Source organism: Acinetobacter sp. YH12156 (assembly GCF_013418235.1).
Taxonomy (GTDB): domain Bacteria; phylum Pseudomonadota; class Gammaproteobacteria; order Pseudomonadales; family Moraxellaceae; genus Acinetobacter; species Acinetobacter pseudolwoffii.
Genome location: NZ_VPCL01000017.1, coordinates 1 through 15,292, shown reverse-complemented (window position 1 = coordinate 15,292; position 15,292 = coordinate 1). Strand labels below are relative to the sequence as shown.

The 15,292-nt window shown below is 43.4% G+C and carries 19 protein-coding genes and 1 rRNA gene; 14 read left to right on the top strand and 6 right to left on the bottom strand.

From position 1 onward, the window contains the following. Nucleotides 1-7: 7 nt before the first annotated feature. Nucleotides 8-1,018: a metallophosphoesterase gene (locus FTU87_RS13925; protein ID WP_034608396.1), complete on the bottom strand. Its 1,011-nt coding sequence runs from the start codon at nt 1,016-1,018 to the stop codon at nt 8-10. A gap of 101 nt (nt 1,019-1,119) precedes the next feature. Here FTU87_RS13925 and FTU87_RS13920 point away from each other — a divergent pair, with 101 nt between their 5' ends. Continuing rightward, on the top strand, nt 1,120-2,754 hold the full coding sequence (locus FTU87_RS13920; protein ID WP_180097669.1) for a phospholipase D family protein: 1,635 nt from the start codon (nt 1,120-1,122) through the stop codon (nt 2,752-2,754). 295 nt (nt 2,755-3,049) lie between these two features. On the opposite strand, the gene FTU87_RS13915 is transcribed toward FTU87_RS13920, so the two are convergent. Then, a complete protein-coding gene (locus FTU87_RS13915; protein ID WP_180097667.1) occupies nt 3,050-3,856 on the bottom strand; it encodes a 1-acyl-sn-glycerol-3-phosphate acyltransferase in 807 nt (268 codons plus the stop codon). 189 nt (nt 3,857-4,045) lie between these two features. Here FTU87_RS13915 and FTU87_RS15205 point away from each other — a divergent pair, with 189 nt between their 5' ends. The 8 genes from FTU87_RS15205 to FTU87_RS13880 all read left to right on the top strand — a co-directional run bounded on the left by FTU87_RS15205 (nt 4,046) and on the right by FTU87_RS13880 (nt 8,958). Next, nucleotides 4,046-4,177, top strand: coding sequence for a hypothetical protein (locus FTU87_RS15205; protein WP_005098021.1), 132 nt, complete (start codon nt 4,046-4,048; stop codon nt 4,175-4,177). Nucleotides 4,178-4,254: 77 nt separating this feature from the next. Then, on the top strand, nt 4,255-5,595 hold the full coding sequence (gene hflX / locus FTU87_RS13910) for a ribosome rescue GTPase HflX (protein WP_005169463.1): 1,341 nt from the start codon (nt 4,255-4,257) through the stop codon (nt 5,593-5,595). A 35-nt stretch (nt 5,596-5,630) separates the two neighbouring features. Further along, a complete protein-coding gene (locus FTU87_RS13905; RefSeq protein ID WP_005098027.1) occupies nt 5,631-6,002 on the top strand; it encodes a hypothetical protein in 372 nt (123 codons plus the stop codon). A 9-nt stretch (nt 6,003-6,011) separates the two neighbouring features. Then, nucleotides 6,012-6,686 carry an LrgB family protein gene (locus tag FTU87_RS13900; RefSeq protein ID WP_005098028.1) on the top strand — a complete coding sequence of 225 codons (675 nt, stop codon included), beginning with the start codon at nt 6,012-6,014 and terminating at the stop codon, nt 6,684-6,686. An 86-nt stretch (nt 6,687-6,772) separates the two neighbouring features. After that, nucleotides 6,773-7,219: a DUF2147 domain-containing protein gene (locus FTU87_RS13895; RefSeq protein WP_005098029.1), complete on the top strand. Its 447-nt coding sequence runs from the start codon at nt 6,773-6,775 to the stop codon at nt 7,217-7,219. A 183-nt stretch (nt 7,220-7,402) separates the two neighbouring features. After that, entirely contained in the window at nt 7,403-7,852 is a 450-nt protein-coding gene (locus FTU87_RS13890; RefSeq protein ID WP_005098031.1) for a DUF2147 domain-containing protein, read from the top strand. Between the two features lie 61 nt (nt 7,853-7,913). Then, complete coding sequence (locus FTU87_RS13885) at nt 7,914-8,363, top strand: DUF2147 domain-containing protein (RefSeq protein ID WP_074383505.1); 450 nt, start codon at nt 7,914-7,916, stop codon at nt 8,361-8,363. Between the two features lie 148 nt (nt 8,364-8,511). Further along, complete coding sequence (locus tag FTU87_RS13880; protein ID WP_005098035.1) at nt 8,512-8,958, top strand: DUF2147 domain-containing protein; 447 nt, start codon at nt 8,512-8,514, stop codon at nt 8,956-8,958. 52 nt (nt 8,959-9,010) lie between these two features. Here FTU87_RS13880 and FTU87_RS13875 read toward each other — a convergent pair whose 3' ends face one another. From FTU87_RS13875 to pdxA, 3 genes are read right to left on the bottom strand one after another with little or no spacing between them, the layout of a single operon-like run. Then, nucleotides 9,011-9,856 (bottom strand): symmetrical bis(5'-nucleosyl)-tetraphosphatase, encoded by an 846-nt coding sequence (locus FTU87_RS13875; protein ID WP_005169457.1) that lies wholly within the window; start codon nt 9,854-9,856, stop codon nt 9,011-9,013. Nucleotides 9,857-9,862: 6 nt separating this feature from the next. Beyond that, entirely contained in the window at nt 9,863-10,675 is an 813-nt protein-coding gene (gene rsmA / locus FTU87_RS13870; RefSeq protein WP_005169455.1) for a 16S rRNA (adenine(1518)-N(6)/adenine(1519)-N(6))-dimethyltransferase RsmA, read from the bottom strand. A 33-nt stretch (nt 10,676-10,708) separates the two neighbouring features. After that, nucleotides 10,709-11,677, bottom strand: a complete 969-nt coding sequence (gene pdxA / locus FTU87_RS13865; RefSeq protein ID WP_180083418.1) for a 4-hydroxythreonine-4-phosphate dehydrogenase PdxA — start codon at nt 11,675-11,677, stop codon at nt 10,709-10,711. Between the two features lie 305 nt (nt 11,678-11,982). Here pdxA and rplM point away from each other — a divergent pair, with 305 nt between their 5' ends. The 5 genes from rplM to FTU87_RS13840 all read left to right on the top strand — a co-directional run bounded on the left by rplM (nt 11,983) and on the right by FTU87_RS13840 (nt 14,907). Next, nucleotides 11,983-12,411 carry a 50S ribosomal protein L13 gene (gene rplM / locus FTU87_RS13860; protein ID WP_004281682.1) on the top strand — a complete coding sequence of 143 codons (429 nt, stop codon included), beginning with the start codon at nt 11,983-11,985 and terminating at the stop codon, nt 12,409-12,411. A gap of 13 nt (nt 12,412-12,424) precedes the next feature. Further along, entirely contained in the window at nt 12,425-12,811 is a 387-nt protein-coding gene (gene rpsI, locus FTU87_RS13855) for a 30S ribosomal protein S9 (protein ID WP_005007735.1), read from the top strand. 337 nt (nt 12,812-13,148) lie between these two features. Beyond that, a complete protein-coding gene (locus tag FTU87_RS13850; RefSeq protein WP_005098044.1) occupies nt 13,149-13,802 on the top strand; it encodes a glutathione S-transferase N-terminal domain-containing protein in 654 nt (217 codons plus the stop codon). A 9-nt stretch (nt 13,803-13,811) separates the two neighbouring features. Further along, nucleotides 13,812-14,240 (top strand): ClpXP protease specificity-enhancing factor, encoded by a 429-nt coding sequence (locus tag FTU87_RS13845; protein WP_005098047.1) that lies wholly within the window; start codon nt 13,812-13,814, stop codon nt 14,238-14,240. A gap of 19 nt (nt 14,241-14,259) precedes the next feature. Then, the gene (locus FTU87_RS13840; RefSeq protein ID WP_005169443.1) at nt 14,260-14,907 is read left to right on the top strand and encodes a hypothetical protein; all 648 of its coding nucleotides are present in this window, start codon (nt 14,260-14,262) and stop codon (nt 14,905-14,907) included. A gap of 276 nt (nt 14,908-15,183) precedes the next feature. Here FTU87_RS13840 and rrf read toward each other — a convergent pair. Further along, nucleotides 15,184-15,292, bottom strand: a 5S ribosomal RNA gene (gene rrf / locus FTU87_RS13835); the annotation flags it as partial.

The following is a 15,292-nucleotide window of genomic DNA, read 5'->3' as shown; positions in this document are numbered from 1 at the left end:
TCTCCATTTAGATCAGTTCAATAATATCGATAGTGGGCGGCACTCGAAAACGAAAAGGTACGCCGACCAAACCGGTGCCGACCGTGACAAACACATCTGCATGTTCATGACGGTACATGCCCTTCTTATGCCCCAAAATTGACACTTTTTTCATGACATAATCGGTCAGCCAAGGCAATTCCACCTGTCCGCCGTGGGTATGTCCAGCCAGCATGAGAGGACGTGTCGGTAATTTGGGAATCATATCCACCGTATCGGGATTATGCGACAAAATGACCCAAGGCTTGTCCTGAGGTAAATCTGGCAGACTGCGCATATCGGCTTTACCCGCCCAGAGATCGCCCACACCCAAGAGCCGAAATTCATCAAATTCGACAATTTGCCCTTCAATATCCATGACCTGATTGACTTGCAGTGCATAATGCAACAGTTCCTGAATCGGTGGTCCCGGATATTGCTCGTCATGATTGCCATTGACGGAATAGACTGGGGCATGAATTTCTTTTAAAACTGCCAGTTCTTGTGCCAGTTTATTTTCCGGCTCATAAGTCCAGTCTCCGGCCACCACCACCAAATCGGGTTGAACATGATTTAACTTATGCACAATTTGTCGCAACTGCCGTTCATGACCAGAAAACAGACCGATATGTAAATCTGCAATCAGGGCAATCCGGACGGGTTGCTTTAAGCGTTTATCCGCATTGATCTGATATTGTGTCGTTTTCACTTGAATTAAATGCGGCTCGATAAAGCGTGCATAACTCAAGACGGCGCTGATCAAAAATACAAAAACAGCTTCATGCAAGGAATAATAACCGCTCCATCCGGCATAAATACTGAAGAACACCAGTGGAACCAGTAAATAGGACAGGTAAAAAGCCAACAAATGACAAAATGCTTTAAATGGATGAATGGTCTCGGTACGAGATTGACTCGACCATGCCTGGTACACAGCCCAGATGGCCAGAATGGCCATGCCTAAATAAAAATAAAAAAGTACGGAACTGGTATCCCACATAGATTTGCCTTGTCGAGTCGAGAAGCTGATTACTGGCTTTATATTTATCTTTTCATAGCTGGCAATTATACTCAATTCTAATTTTTCATTCTTCGACTTATATGGCCACTGCTCCCCACGTTCAAGCTCATTCAAAATTTTCCTGCTTTTCATCAATTTACCGCTATAAAGCTGGAATTTTACTGAGCTGTAGCATGATCTTGGGTCTTCCTGCATGCAGTACTTTGCCCAAGCAAACTGAGCAGCCTAGCCAGATGGCATTTGAAACAGATACCTCACAAACCAGTTTGGCGCAAATTGTTGAACCTTTACGTGAACAGAACATCGGCCTGACCGGTTATCGTGTGCTCTATGACCCACTCGAAGCACTGGGTGCGCGTATCCAGCTGATTAACAAGGCCGAGCGTAGTCTGGATCTACAGTATTATATTTGGGACAACGACCGGATTGGCACCCTTGCCCTGCATGCGATTATTCAGGCGGCAGATCGTGGCGTAAAAGTGCGTCTGTTAATGGATGACAATAATGCCAAGAAAATGGAAGGCATTTATCTGGCCTTAAACCAGCATCAGAATATCGATGTCAAACTGTATAATCCCTACCGTTTTCGAAAATATCGTGCCATGGACATGGTGCTGGATTTAAAGCGTATTAATCGCCGCATGCATAATAAAAGTTTTATTGCCGACAACCAGATTGCCCTGATTGGTGGACGCAATATGAGTAACCAGTATTATAATGTCAGTGAAATTTATCAGTTTTCCGATGTCGATGTGATGCTGGTCGGTGCAGCATCGGATGAAATCATTCATTCCTTCGATGAATACTGGAATGATGATTATGCCTATCCGGTGCAACAGATTGTCAATCCGCGTCATCATGGCTTACGTTTTCCCAGCCTGAAACAGCAACTGGCAGTACATAGCCAGAACCCGGCCACTCAGGACTATCTGAATCTGGCAAATCGTTCAAGAGCATTCGATGAATGGCTGGAACAGAATATTCAGCTGGATTGGGTTGAAGCTGAAGTAGTCAAAGATCCGCCGAGCAAAATCAAGGCCAAAGCCAGAACTGAAGAACATCTCAATTTTCAGCTCTTACAACATCTGGAAAAACCCGAACACAGTGTCGACATTGTCTCTGCCTATTTCGTTCCGGAAAAAATCGGGGCCGATCGCTTAAAAAAACTGGCCGATGAAAATATTAAGGTTCGAGTATTAACCAATTCGTTTAAAGCCAATGACGTTTCGCTGGTACATGCCTTTTATGGCAAATATCGTCAGGATCTACTCGAGAATGATGTACAGCTTTATGAGTTTCTGGCAGCACCGGATAGCGACAACCTGAATGCCAATACTGAAGAGATTTCTAAAAAAGCCAAAGTCAGTCTAAAAGGCCTGAGTCGTTCCAGTCTGCATGCCAAGCTGATGGCGGTAGATCAGAAACAGGTCTTTATTGGTTCATTTAATTTTGATCCACGCTCGGCCTATCTCAACACTGAAATTGGTGTCTTACTGAATAGTCCATCTTTAGCACAGGCAGTGCACCAAACCATGGACCAGAACTTGAGCAAATATGCCTACAAACTGGTGCTGGATGCCAACCAGAATATTAACTGGAAAATCAAGAAAGCCAATGGAGAGGTTAAAACCTTCACCAAAGAACCCGGAATAAAATGGTACCAAAAAGCTGGACTCAAACTGGTGTCATGGTTACCAATCGAAGGGTTTATGTAAGTGACAAACAGCTTGAGTTGAACTATTTAAAATAGCCTCTTCTTTAACGCTGCCTGCTTCTAGTGGATTTGCCCCAAGTTTCAGAGATATGAGTGTGGCAAGGATGCCACACATTATCCATCACGACAGGACGTCGTGTATGGCTAATAAAGACTTTTGCCTACTTTGGGTCTGTCAAAAGTAGAGTTTTGCCAACACAAAGCCATTTAAATGTTTAAAGCAAAGATGAGGCTATACACGTCTATTCCCAAGAATAGATATCAAATGCCTAAATTTCTCATCCAGTTGTTTTTTATTAAGTCTTTTCTAGTACACGCGATTGCAACTCCACCAAGCCAGCCTGCATGGTTTGCTGTACCACACGGGTCAGGCTTTCAACAGTGTGCCCCTCAGTCGCGATTGCAGGTAAAGCCACTAAATGTGCAATCACTTGTGGCATTTCCAGTACTTTTTTGACATGGGCTGCAAAACTGATGTCATTGATAAACGGCGCAACCACATCGAGGTCGCCCTGCTGATTCACATAACAAATCAGGCAAATTTGCACAGGACGCTGTGCCTCAATCGCAGCACCTAAAATCCGGCCGTGTACTTTTTTAATGGCTCGCCCATCTGAAGTGGTGGCTTCAGGAAAAAATAATACGGGAATATTCTGTTTTAAAAATCCGGTAATCTGTTCGCGGATACGCACCGAATCACCAGAACCACGTTTGATAAATAAAGTGCCGCCACCTTTGGCCAATTTACCCAGAATTGGCCAGTTTTCAATTTCTGCTTTGGCCAGAAAAAATACGCGTGCCCCTGAACCTAAAACTGCAATATCGAGCCAGGACACATGGTTACTCACCCATAAAGCGGGTTCGCGCGGAATTTCACCGTGCACCTGGACTTCTATGTTGAATACTTTGCACAACTGTCGACAAAAATGTTGCACATAACGGGTATTGGTTGGATTGTTCGGATTTTTGTATAAACCGTGACGGAAAACCAAATAGAACCCTTCACTGATAACAACCAGTGAAGCTGTTACTTTTCGCGTATAAAGCCAGAATTTTGCCAAGCCATGTCGGTGAGATGTTTGATCTTGTACAGTTGGGTTCATAAAAACGTCACTAAATCCTAAGCTAGATACAGGGAATATCCACGAATTAAACTCATTCTATACTGTTCATTCGCAACATGCATTGATAATAAAAACCGACCAATAAGATCTATATCTTCAATTTTAATTGGATTAATAAATCATTTAGAATAAAAACATCGGAATATTAGATTAAAAAGGATCGCTGCCATGCCAGATCAAACCCAGCCTGCGAATGAAAAGCTTCAGCCTTTACAAGTGCTCAAATATATTTTGGGTGGTACCTGTATCTATGCCGCTGTACTGGTAACACTTGCACAACTGTTTGTCACCGCACTTTAAACCAAAGCCGCGCTAATTCAGTATCTGCCTCGCTCTTTTTCAACTACACTAAAGCTTTCAAGTGGAGATTGGCCTGAGTGGAATATTTAGAACAACATCGGGGGAAAGAACGCGTCATTCTGGTGAGTGTCAGCGTACAAATGCTGGATGACCTTGATGCTGAAGAGTTTAATCTGCTGGCGCAATCTGCAGATGCCGAAATTCTGGAACATATTCATGCTCAACGCGTCAAACCGGATGCCAAATTTTTTATCGGGTCAGGCAAAGCAGAAGAAATCGCCGAATGCGTAGAAGAACTGGACGCCAATCTGGTCATTGTTGATCATGCCCTGACACCGGCCCAGGCCCGCAATCTGGAACAGGTCATCAAGTGCCGTGTGGTCGATCGTACCGAACTGATTTTAGATATTTTCGCCCAGCGTGCCCGTACCTATGAAGGCAAGCTGCAAGTCGAACTGGCACAACTGCAACATTTATCATCCCGCTTAATTCGCAGCCGTGGCAATCTCGACAGCCAAAAAGGCGGCATTGGCTTGCGTGGCCCGGGTGAAACCCTGCTTGAAACTGACCGTCGTTTACTGCGTATTCGCATGGGACAACTGAAAGCCAAAATTGATAAAGTCCGCCAGACCCGAATGCAAGGTCGTATTGCCCGTCAAAAAGCAGCTGTCCCCACTGTGTCTTTGGTCGGTTATACCAATGCCGGCAAATCGACCCTGTTTAACCTGCTGGCCAAGAGTGATGTCTATGCAGCCGATCAGCTTTTTGCCACCTTGGACCCGACTTTAAGACGTCTGGAATGGGATGGCATCGGTAATCTGGTATTGGCAGATACGGTGGGTTTTGTTCGCAATCTTTCCCACTCGCTGGTTGAATCCTTTAAGGCGACCCTGGAAGAAACCGTAGAAGCTACCCTGTTGCTGCATGTCATCGATTCAAGTAGTCCAGAAATGCTGGAGCAGATTGAAGCGGTTGAAAAAGTCTTGAAAGAAATTGGTGCCGATGTTCCGATCCTGCAGGTTTACAATAAAATTGACTGTAGCGGCGATGAGGCCAAAATTATTTATCGACGCCCGGGTGAGCCAGAACGTGTCTATGTTTCAGCACATAGTGGCGAAGGGATCGACCTGCTGCGTAAAGCGGTACATGAAGCCCTGATGGGACAATTGCAATCCTTTGACCTGATTCTGAAACCCGCCTACGGCAAGCTGCGCAACCAGCTTTATGGTTTAAATGTAATCCAGTCAGAACATTATGATGATGAAGGTCAGCTGCATTTACATATTCGGATTGCAGCACAAAAATTGGAGCAGCTGATTAAACAGGCGCATTTACCTTTAGATGAAATTTTGGGAAAACAGGCGCAGCAGTTTCAACGTCCACTGGAAGCGTTTGAAATCCGGTCAAAGATCGAGTAAAACTTGATAAGTAAACTTAATAATTGATCATACGAATGAACTGGATAAAACGAATAGACTGGCCAGCATGGATCGGCACCCTGTTACTTATTATTGTCTTTCGGGAAGCATCCGTCTGGCTCATGACCCAGCTGGATCATCCTGAATTGGGCAATCTGGTAGGGTTACTCAGCTTATTGATTGCCCTTTTTACCTGGCGCTATTTCGGCAAACTTCCCGCTCGTCTCGTAGACACCAATAACAAGCTGATGAAGGAAAGCGCCTTTGCTTTCCTGCCTGTCAGTGCAGGTGCACTGATGATGCTGGTCCATATGGGCCAGAAAATTCCGGCATTTTTGTTCATCATGTTTTTCAGCACCCTGATTCCTTTATGGATTTACGCCAAAATGGCCAAGCGCTGGTTATAGGAGTACCGCATGTTATCTATTTTATATGGCTTTGCGGTCACGCTGATGGCCTATCTGATTGCCAAACCCTGTAACCGGATCATCCCGCAAATTCCTGTCATCGTATTTAGCATGTTCTTTGTGCTTGCAATTTTATTTGTGCTCGGGATTCCTTATCAAAATTACATGGATCAAGTGAATCCGCTCTTCAATCATTTACTTGGCTATGTGACCGTCGCCCTGGCCATTCCACTGGCTGCAATGCGCTATGATGACTTACCACTAAAAGCGATTATCGGTATCTTGGTTTTTGCCAGTATCAGTGCTGTCGCCCTGCCAATGGGACTGGCATATCTGCTGCATATGTCTTCCGCAGATATTATGGCTTTCGCGACTCGGGCGGTGACGACACCCATTGCGATTAATATCGCCACCTTGCTGGATGCTCCAATCAGTATGGTGATTCTGATTGTGATTCTTTCCGGAGTGATTGGCGCAGCATTTTCACCGTTTATCCTGCGGCATATCAATGATGAACGTGCTTCCGGACTGGCCTTAGGATTGGCAGCACATGCGATTGGTACAGCTCAGGCCTGGCAGCGTGGCAGTGTTGCGGGACGTTATGCCGCTTTCGGTATGGCAGTCAATGCGGTGTTTACTGCCATCTGGCTGCCTACTTTTATACTTTATTTGCAAAAAATGTGACTAGTGAATCATTTTAATTGTTTGTTTTGTGCTTTAATCGTTCCTAATATACAAACATAAAACAATTTTATTCAAGGAACAGAAATATGAAAAAGGTTCAATTATTCTCGGCTTTACTTTTAACCTCTTTCAGCCATCTGGCCTTAGCTTCGGATCTGTCAGGGACATGGCGTAATATCGATGATAAAACCGGTTCACCTAAAGCATTCCTGGAAATTCGCGAAACAGCTACAGGCACTTATACGGCCAAAATTACCAAAATCACGCCGCGCCCGGGCTATACCCCAAAAGAAAATTGTGTCTCTTGTCCTGCACCTTATACCAATAAACCGATTCTTGGACTGGATGTACTGACAGGCCTGAAGCACACCGGCAATAATAACTTTGCTCAAGGCAAACTACTCGATCCATTATCCGGGAATGTGTATAGCACCAAGGCAAAATTAAGCAGTAATGGTAAACGTCTGACTTTACGCGGCTATGTAGGCGTTTCGGCCCTGGGTCGCAGCCAGACCTGGATTAAACAGGATTAATTCATACTCTATTGAATAAAATGTGATGAGTTTAAAATTTAGCAGAGAGAAGCTTGCATTTTCATACATTAAGTTGTATGAATATTGAACATATGCTTTTCTCATGGATTATGAAAGTATAATAAGTAGAATTTACATAATATGTATCAAATGGAATTTGATGCGTTGTCATAAGGATATCGTATGCAGAAAATTGCAATTTTAGGTGTATTTACAGCCTCTATAGTCACCTGCTCCATGGCATTTGCGCAGGAGTTATCGGGTTTCTGGCAACAGATTGACGATAAAACCGGCTCACCTAAAGCACTGATTGAAATGAAAACTCAGGCAGATGGTTCTTATACTGGGAACATTCACAAAGTTACACCGCGACCAGGCTATACGCCACGGGAAAAATGTATAAAGTGCCCACCCCCATATACAGACAAACCGATTTTAGGACTAGAGATCATTAAAGGGCTGAAACCAACCAGCAAGAATAACTATGGACATGGTCAAATACTCGACCCTTTAACTGGCAAAATTTATGATTTAAAAGGGCGGATTTCTGCCAATGGGAAACGACTGACTCTACGTGGATACATTGGGATATCTGCCATCGGCCGTACACAAACCTGGATTCGCCAGGATTAATAAAGCAGCACATTTGTGTTGGAGATATTTTATTTCATCTATAAAAAAAGGGATAAATATAATGAAACAATCTAAATTAGGATTAATATTCATCGCTGCCATGATGACTGGCACTGCGTATGCACAGGACTTAACAGGCACCTGGCAACAAATTGATGACAAAACCGGTTCACCAAAAGCAGTGATTGAAATTCGCCAAAATGATAACGGTACGTTTGCCGGAAAAATTATCAAAGTTACGCCACGTCCGGGCTATACTCCACAAAAAACCTGTAATAAATGTCCCGCGCCTTATACCAATCAACCTATTCTGGGCATGGATGTACTGACTGGCTTAAAACATGCGGAAGGCACCAATAACTATGAAAAAGGCCGTGTGATCGACCCGCTGGCAGGTAAAATTTACGATGCCAGAGTACGTCTAAATGCCAATGGTAAACGTTTAACCTTGCGTGGTTATGTCGGCGTTTCTGCTTTAGGCCGCAGCCAGACCTGGATTCGTCAGGATTAGTATCCAATTCTCAATATTAATAAAAGCTGCCAACTTGGCAGCTTTTTTTAGTACATTAACTCTATAGTATTCAGATAATTATTGACTATTTAATCATAATTCCTAACATGAGGGCGCGATGACAAAAAACTCTCTGGAATGACTCTCTATGTTAAAAAAAATATTACTTGCCGCATTGACCACAGGGTTTAGCATGACCCTTTGGGCGGAAGATATTACTGGAACTTGGCAACAAATTGATGATAAAACGGGAGCTGCCAAAGCGATTATCGTAATTAGCCAAGAGCCTAATGACACTTACTCTGCTAAAATTGTGAAAGTTACCCCTCGTCCGGGCTATACACCACGTGAAAAATGTAATGCCTGCCCTGCTCCCTATACCAATCAGCCCATTTTAGGTATGACAATTATCAAGGGCTTAAAACATGTTAAAGGCACCAATAACTATGAAAAAGGTAAAGTGATTGATCCTTTGGCAGGTAAAATTTATGACGCAAAAATGCGTTTAAACAACACTGGCAAACGTTTAACCCTGCGCGCCAGTGTAGGTGTTTCAGTACTTGGTCGTAACCAGACCTGGATACGTGCAGACTAATAGATAGTTTAAAAAAGCCACGTGATCACGTGGCTTTTTTTATTGGATTTACTTAGATCACCGGATTATCAACCGCGAACATCTGCTGATCTTCCAGACGGAATGCCATGAGTTGATTGCCCCAGACACAGCCACCATCGACATTTTGAATTCGGTCCGAAATAGTTTTACCATTTAAGGCAGCCCAGTGACCAAACAGAATCTGATGGCTTTGCGCTGCTAATGACTCAAATTCAAACCAGGGTTTAAAGCCTTCCGGCATTGGATCATCTAGCGCATCTTTAAAGCTGTATTCCAGACGCCCCTCTGCATCAGTGAGACGCATCCGGGTCAAATAATTCACGATACAGCGAATACGCTCATGGCCCTTTAGCTGGTCTGACCACAGTGCGGGTTCTTTCCCAAACATCTCTTTCAAAAAATCATCCAGCACATCGAAGTCATCATTAGAAATGATGGCTTCAACTTCTTGTGCCAATTGAGCAGTTTTTTCTGCATTCCAGATATTCGGAATCCCTGCATGGGTCAGAATAGTCTGCTCATTTGGAAATAGACACAGCGGCTGTTTACGCAGCCAGTCAATCAGGTCATCGCTGTCGATGGCATCAATCACATCACGAACATTGTCTTTTTCTTTAATCGGCTTGATGCCGCGGGCATAGGCCAATAAAGTCAAATCATGATTACCCAAGACTGTTGCAGCCGATCCCTGTTCGGCCAGCTTCTTGATAAACCGCAGTGCAGCAATTGAGTTTTCACCTCGTGCCACCAAGTCTCCAGCAAACCAGATAAAGTCCTGATCTGCATCGAAGCGGATTTCTTTGAGCAGAGCTTTCAAGGCCTCAAAACAGCCTTGCACATCGCCAATTACATAATTATATCGAACAGTGCGGTTCATCGTTATTTAAGCCACCATTTGATCTGAAAGTGCAACAAACTGTTCAAGGGTCAGAGTTTCTGGACGTGCCATCGGGTCAACACCCGCTTTTTCAAAACCATCTTCAACCAGCATGCCTTTTAAGCTATTGCGCAAGGTTTTACGACGCTGGGTAAAGACATGAGATACCAGACGTGCCAGCGCTTTTTCATTTTTGGCCACAATCGGCTTGTCTGCATAAGGCTCTAAACGAAATACCGCCGAGGTTACTTTTGGTGGCGGATTGAAAGATCCCGGTGGTACTTCAAACAGGAAAGTCGGTTTGCAGAAATACTGGATCATGACTGACAAACGGCCATATTCCTTAGTATTTGGTAATGCGGTAATCCGATCAACCACTTCTTTTTGCAGCATGAAGTGCATATCCTGCACTTTGCCACCAAATTCCAAAAGATGAAAAAGCAGGGGAGTAGAAATATTATAGGGCAAGTTACCAACCACGCGCAGCGGACGGCCTTCTTCAAATAATGTTGAATAATCAAAGCGCAGTGCATCGGCTTCAATAATGGTTAAACGTTCTGGATGTGGTACACGACCCGGCAGGCCCGCAGCCAAATCACGGTCAAGTTCGACCACAGTCAATGCATCACACTCACCAATCAAAGGTGAGGTCAATGCGGCCAGACCCGGCCCAATTTCCAGAATGTTCTGACCTGGACGTGGGTTGACTGAGCGTACAATTTTGGCAATGACACGTTGGTCATGTAAGAAGTTTTGACCAAATCGTTTTCGAGCCTGATGCCCTTCTTCTTTTGGGTTTAAGGCATTAATTTGATACATAAAAACATTTCCAACGTGAGTGATGAACAATAATCAGTGGCGCGCCAGATCGAGGGCTAAATCGACAGCAACGTGCAGGCTGGAACTTTTCGCAAGTCCCGTACCCGCAAGGGAGAGTGCTGTGCCATGATCTACAGATGTACGAATAAAGGGTAAGCCGAGGGTAATATTAATGGCTTCACCAAAGCCCTGTGATTTTAACACAGGTAAGCCCTGATCGTGATACATCGCCAGAACCGCATCGGCATCTTTTAAGTTTTCCGGGGTAAATAACGTATCTGCGGGCAAGCTTAAACTCATATTGATGCCTTGAGCACGGTAGCTTTCAAGTACCGGATTAATCACTTCAATTTCTTCCATACCCAAATAGCCACCCTCGCCTGCATGCGGATTGAGACCGCAGACCAAAATATGTGGATGTTCAATCTTAAATTTGGATTTCAGATCGTGAATCAGAATATCGATGACTTGATGCAAACGCTCTTTGCTAATCGCATCGGCAACGGCACGTAAAGGAAGATGCGTCGTTGCCAAAGCCACACGTAAAGTCTTGGTCGCCAGCATCATCACCACCCGCTCAACGCCTGCAAATTCTTGATAATATTCGGTATGACCGCTGAAATGGATGCCAGCTTCATTCATCACAGACTTTTGCACCGGTGCAGTTGCCACGCCGACACTTTTAGCTGACATGGCATAGTCCGCAGATCGTCGCAGTTGTTCTAATACATAAGCGGCATTGTTCGGGTTCAATTCACCTAATACCACAGGCCGATTGAGTGGCACATGTTCAACATACAGCTGACCTTTTTTTGAAGATGCGTCCTGTCCGGTATATTCAATCAATGCCACAGACAATTTCAATTGATCTGCACGGGCTTTCAGCATATTCAGATCGGCCAATACTACAATCGGACGTTCATCCACACGTTCTGCCAGACTCAGGCAAATATCAGGACCAATTCCAGCAGGTTCCCCGCTAGTGACATATAAAGGCAGCATCATCTTCTCAATTTGGCAAAGCTGAGAAATATTATAACCCGATCATATCCAGGCTGCAGCGATCATTGCAAAGCGTCCTTATAAATCAATATTTTGATACGATTGAAAGGATGGTTACAAATATAGTCATCGTTTTTGCGAGATATTCAGGTTTATGCCTTTCCTTATTTCAGGAGATTAGATAAAATACAGCGCTTGAAATTTCAATTTTCATTTGTGATTCTTCACGTATTCGTTTAGAATCGCGTCTCCTTTAGTTTGGACAGATTCCATAGTCCAAACCAACTATAATAGGTAGTGGTTTAATGAAAACTCTCAGCGCTAAGCCAGCTGAGGTTCAACACGACTGGTACGTTGTTGATGCTTCTGGCAAAACTTTAGGTCGCCTTGCGACTGAAATCGCTCGTCGTTTACGCGGTAAGCACAAGACTTCTTATACTCCTCACGTTGACACTGGCGATTATATCGTTGTAATCAATGCTGAAGAAATCACTGTGACTGGTAAAAAGTCACAAGATAAGAAATACTATCGCCACACTGGTTTCCCTGGTGGTATCCGTGAGACTAACTTTGAAAAGTTAATCGCTCACAAACCAGAAGCAGTTCTAGAAAAAGCTGTTAAAGGTATGTTACCTAAAGGTCCTCTTGGTTATGCAATGATCAAGAAAATGAAAGTGTATGCAGGTACTGAGCATCCACACGCTGCTCAACAGCCACAAGTTTTGGACATCTAAGGGATAACAGCACATGGCTACTAATTATGGTACAGGTCGCCGTAAGACCGCAACTGCACGTGTTTTCCTATCAGCTGGTACTGGTAAACTCGTAATTAACAACCGTACTCTTGAACAGTATTTCGGTCGTGAAACTGCTCGTATGGTGGTTAACCAACCTCTTGAGCTGCTTGAAGCAACTGAGAAATATGACCTTTACATCACTGTTGCTGGTGGTGGTATCGGTGGTCAAGCAGGCGCAATCCGTCACGGTATTACTCGTGCATTGATCGCTTCTGACGAGACTTTAAAACCTGCTCTTCGTCAAGCTGGTTTCGTTACTCGTGATGCTCGTGAAGTTGAACGTAAGAAACTTGGTTTACGTAAAGCTCGTAAACGTCCTCAGTTCTCTAAACGTTAATTCGTTTACCGAACCGGACAAAAAAGCCTTGGATTATTCCAAGGCTTTTTTTATAAGTATTCATTATCAATATTGAAGGATATTTTTGCGGTTATTGTTCATGTATATCTTTACCCCAGCCCCCGTCATGGCACCAAAATGATTTACTCAGATAATAATTTGCCACACCAATAACAATAAATAGCAGGATGATGAGCGGTTTAATAAGCATGCTGTTTTTCTCCAGATATTTTTCTTATAATCTACCTTGGCTCAAGCCGATTGATCTTTGATGCTTGGTGCTTTTTAGGTTGAATTTTAGTATCCTAGTCTATTCATTAGAACTTCATCAGGATTTATGTCAGTCGAAAGCGCGCCTCTTCAAGGAATTACCTTATATAGTCATGCCGATGACTTCCGTTCCCATTGGATTCGCTATGTGCTTGCCGAGAAGCAAATTAAATACAACCTGATTCTGGTAGATACAGATGACGAGGATCTGGCCAGTCTCAATCCTTATAATCAGTTGCCGATGCTGATCGAAAATGAACTCAAATTATTCAATACTTCAATTATTTCTGAATATGTAGATGATCGCTATCGTCAGAATAAACTGTATGCCGATGCGCCGATGCCGCGCGCGGAGCAACGTCAATACATCTGGCGCTTTGAAAATGACTGGCTACAACTGGCCGATATCATGTTACGTCATCCAGACACCCTAGATAAAAAAGCCAAAAACCAGGCACAGAAGCAGTTACAAGATATCCTGACCTCATTGATGCCACTATTCCAGCATTTTCCCTATTTTATGTCTGAACAATTCAGTATTCTGGATTGCATGTTGGCGCCAATTTTTATCCGCCTGAAACAGATGGGCATAGAATTACCGCAGCAGCAATGCCGTCCATTTTATTTATATTGCCAGCGAATTTTCAGTCGTCCTGCCTTTGTAAAATCTATGACATTGCAGGAAAAAAACCGTTATTCAGCACAAATCAAGAACCTGTAGAGAAACATCATGTCCGAACAAGAATTCAACCTTAGCCCTACTCGTCCCTATATGGCACGCGCAATCTATGAGTGGGTTTGCGATAACAATATGACGCCCTACTTGCTGGTCGATGCGACACGTCCAAATACCATGGTTCCTGAGCAGTTTATTAAAGATGGGCAGATTGTGCTGAATATTGTGCCTCATGCGGTACATGCGCTACATATGAGCAATGATGCAATTAGCTTCTCTGCTCGCTTTGGTGGTGTCTCTCGTGATATCTATGTCCCTATGGCAGCCGTACTCGGTATTTACGCACGTGAAAACGGCCAAGGTTTATTCTTTGATCCAAGTGAATATGAACATACACAAACCGATGAAGATGCTTTAAAATCAAGCACTGAAGAAAAACCTGAACAGCCAAAGAAAAAACCAACTTTAAGGTTATTAGATTAAAAAATAATGGAGCAAGTGAATGGCTTTTGATTTAGTACAATATTTTGTTGAACAGATAGAAACTCAAAAGCCTGAGCTTCTAAAAGACCATACGAAAGAAGAAAGACGAAAATATATAACTGAAATTAATGCCTTAACTTTAGGCAAACTGATTACCGAGTGGCGCAACAATCCACAAAAAATTTATAACGAAATTAATCATCCTGATGAATTATATATACTGGAAGTCGTGCGTCATCTGGCCACCCATTCGGAAAACCAGTCAGCTCTGGATCGAACTCAACTAGAACAAAGCACCTCGGAAATTTTCCATTTACAGCTCACTGAATTAAAACAGTTACATGATACCGGCAATCATAATCTTAACAGCATTCAAGAACTGCTCACCGGCCAGATTGAACATTTATCCGGTCAAGCAGATGATTGGGTTTGGACAACAAACAACCTAACAGAACTCAAAGGCTCTAAACCAATTGTACAAGAAGAGCTATCATTGGAGGCATCAATGAAGGAGTTTAATCAAATGGTAAGCCAGAATCATCAGCATCAAGATGTTGAAGACGTCGTTCTTGTAGAAACCCCAACATGGGCAAAGATTGTTGAACCCATCATCGCCATTGCAATTCTTTGGGTATTAATCGCAGCCGTAATGCGCGTATTTGGTTAAAATGAACTGCAATCAAAAACCAGCATTTTGCTGGTTTTTTTATTTGCCAAGATTTATAAGATCGGCCTATCAATTATTTTAGAGCAAACCCAAGATTCAAGATCTCCTATCACTCCTATAAGAACAACCCTCCTAAGAAAGTTTTGATCAGCTTTGAAATATAAATATATTTAAGCACTTCAATAAGTTTGAGAAGCTCTAGTAGTTTCAATATTGCTTATTAAAAGTTACAAAAAAACACCCCCCTGCTTATGCAGGGGGGTGTTTCGAATAATGAGCTGGCGATGACTTACTCTCACATGGGTAACCCCACACTACCATCAGCGCAAAGAGGTTTCACTTCTGAGTTCGGGAAGGGATCAGGTGGTTCACTCTTGCTATTGTC

Coding starts and splice junctions, on each gene's coding strand:
- FTU87_RS13925 (WP_034608396.1), bottom strand. CDS start 1,018: ATGTGGGATACCAGTTCCGTACTTTTTTATTTTTATTTAGGCATGGCC.
- FTU87_RS13920 (WP_180097669.1), top strand. CDS start 1,120: ATGGCCACTGCTCCCCACGTTCAAGCTCATTCAAAATTTTCCTGCTTT.
- FTU87_RS13915 (WP_180097667.1), bottom strand. CDS start 3,856: ATGAACCCAACTGTACAAGATCAAACATCTCACCGACATGGCTTGGCA.
- FTU87_RS15205 (WP_005098021.1), top strand. CDS start 4,046: ATGCCAGATCAAACCCAGCCTGCGAATGAAAAGCTTCAGCCTTTACAA.
- FTU87_RS13905 (WP_005098027.1), top strand. CDS start 5,631: ATGAACTGGATAAAACGAATAGACTGGCCAGCATGGATCGGCACCCTG.
- FTU87_RS13900 (WP_005098028.1), top strand. CDS start 6,012: ATGTTATCTATTTTATATGGCTTTGCGGTCACGCTGATGGCCTATCTG.
- FTU87_RS13895 (WP_005098029.1), top strand. CDS start 6,773: ATGAAAAAGGTTCAATTATTCTCGGCTTTACTTTTAACCTCTTTCAGC.
- FTU87_RS13890 (WP_005098031.1), top strand. CDS start 7,403: ATGCAGAAAATTGCAATTTTAGGTGTATTTACAGCCTCTATAGTCACC.
- FTU87_RS13885 (WP_074383505.1), top strand. CDS start 7,914: ATGAAACAATCTAAATTAGGATTAATATTCATCGCTGCCATGATGACT.
- FTU87_RS13880 (WP_005098035.1), top strand. CDS start 8,512: ATGTTAAAAAAAATATTACTTGCCGCATTGACCACAGGGTTTAGCATG.
- FTU87_RS13875 (WP_005169457.1), bottom strand. CDS start 9,856: ATGAACCGCACTGTTCGATATAATTATGTAATTGGCGATGTGCAAGGC.
- rsmA (WP_005169455.1), bottom strand. CDS start 10,675: ATGTATCAAATTAATGCCTTAAACCCAAAAGAAGAAGGGCATCAGGCT.
- pdxA (WP_180083418.1), bottom strand. CDS start 11,677: ATGCTGCCTTTATATGTCACTAGCGGGGAACCTGCTGGAATTGGTCCT.
- rplM (WP_004281682.1), top strand. CDS start 11,983: ATGAAAACTCTCAGCGCTAAGCCAGCTGAGGTTCAACACGACTGGTAC.
- rpsI (WP_005007735.1), top strand. CDS start 12,425: ATGGCTACTAATTATGGTACAGGTCGCCGTAAGACCGCAACTGCACGT.
- FTU87_RS13850 (WP_005098044.1), top strand. CDS start 13,149: ATGTCAGTCGAAAGCGCGCCTCTTCAAGGAATTACCTTATATAGTCAT.
- FTU87_RS13845 (WP_005098047.1), top strand. CDS start 13,812: ATGTCCGAACAAGAATTCAACCTTAGCCCTACTCGTCCCTATATGGCA.
- FTU87_RS13840 (WP_005169443.1), top strand. CDS start 14,260: ATGGCTTTTGATTTAGTACAATATTTTGTTGAACAGATAGAAACTCAA.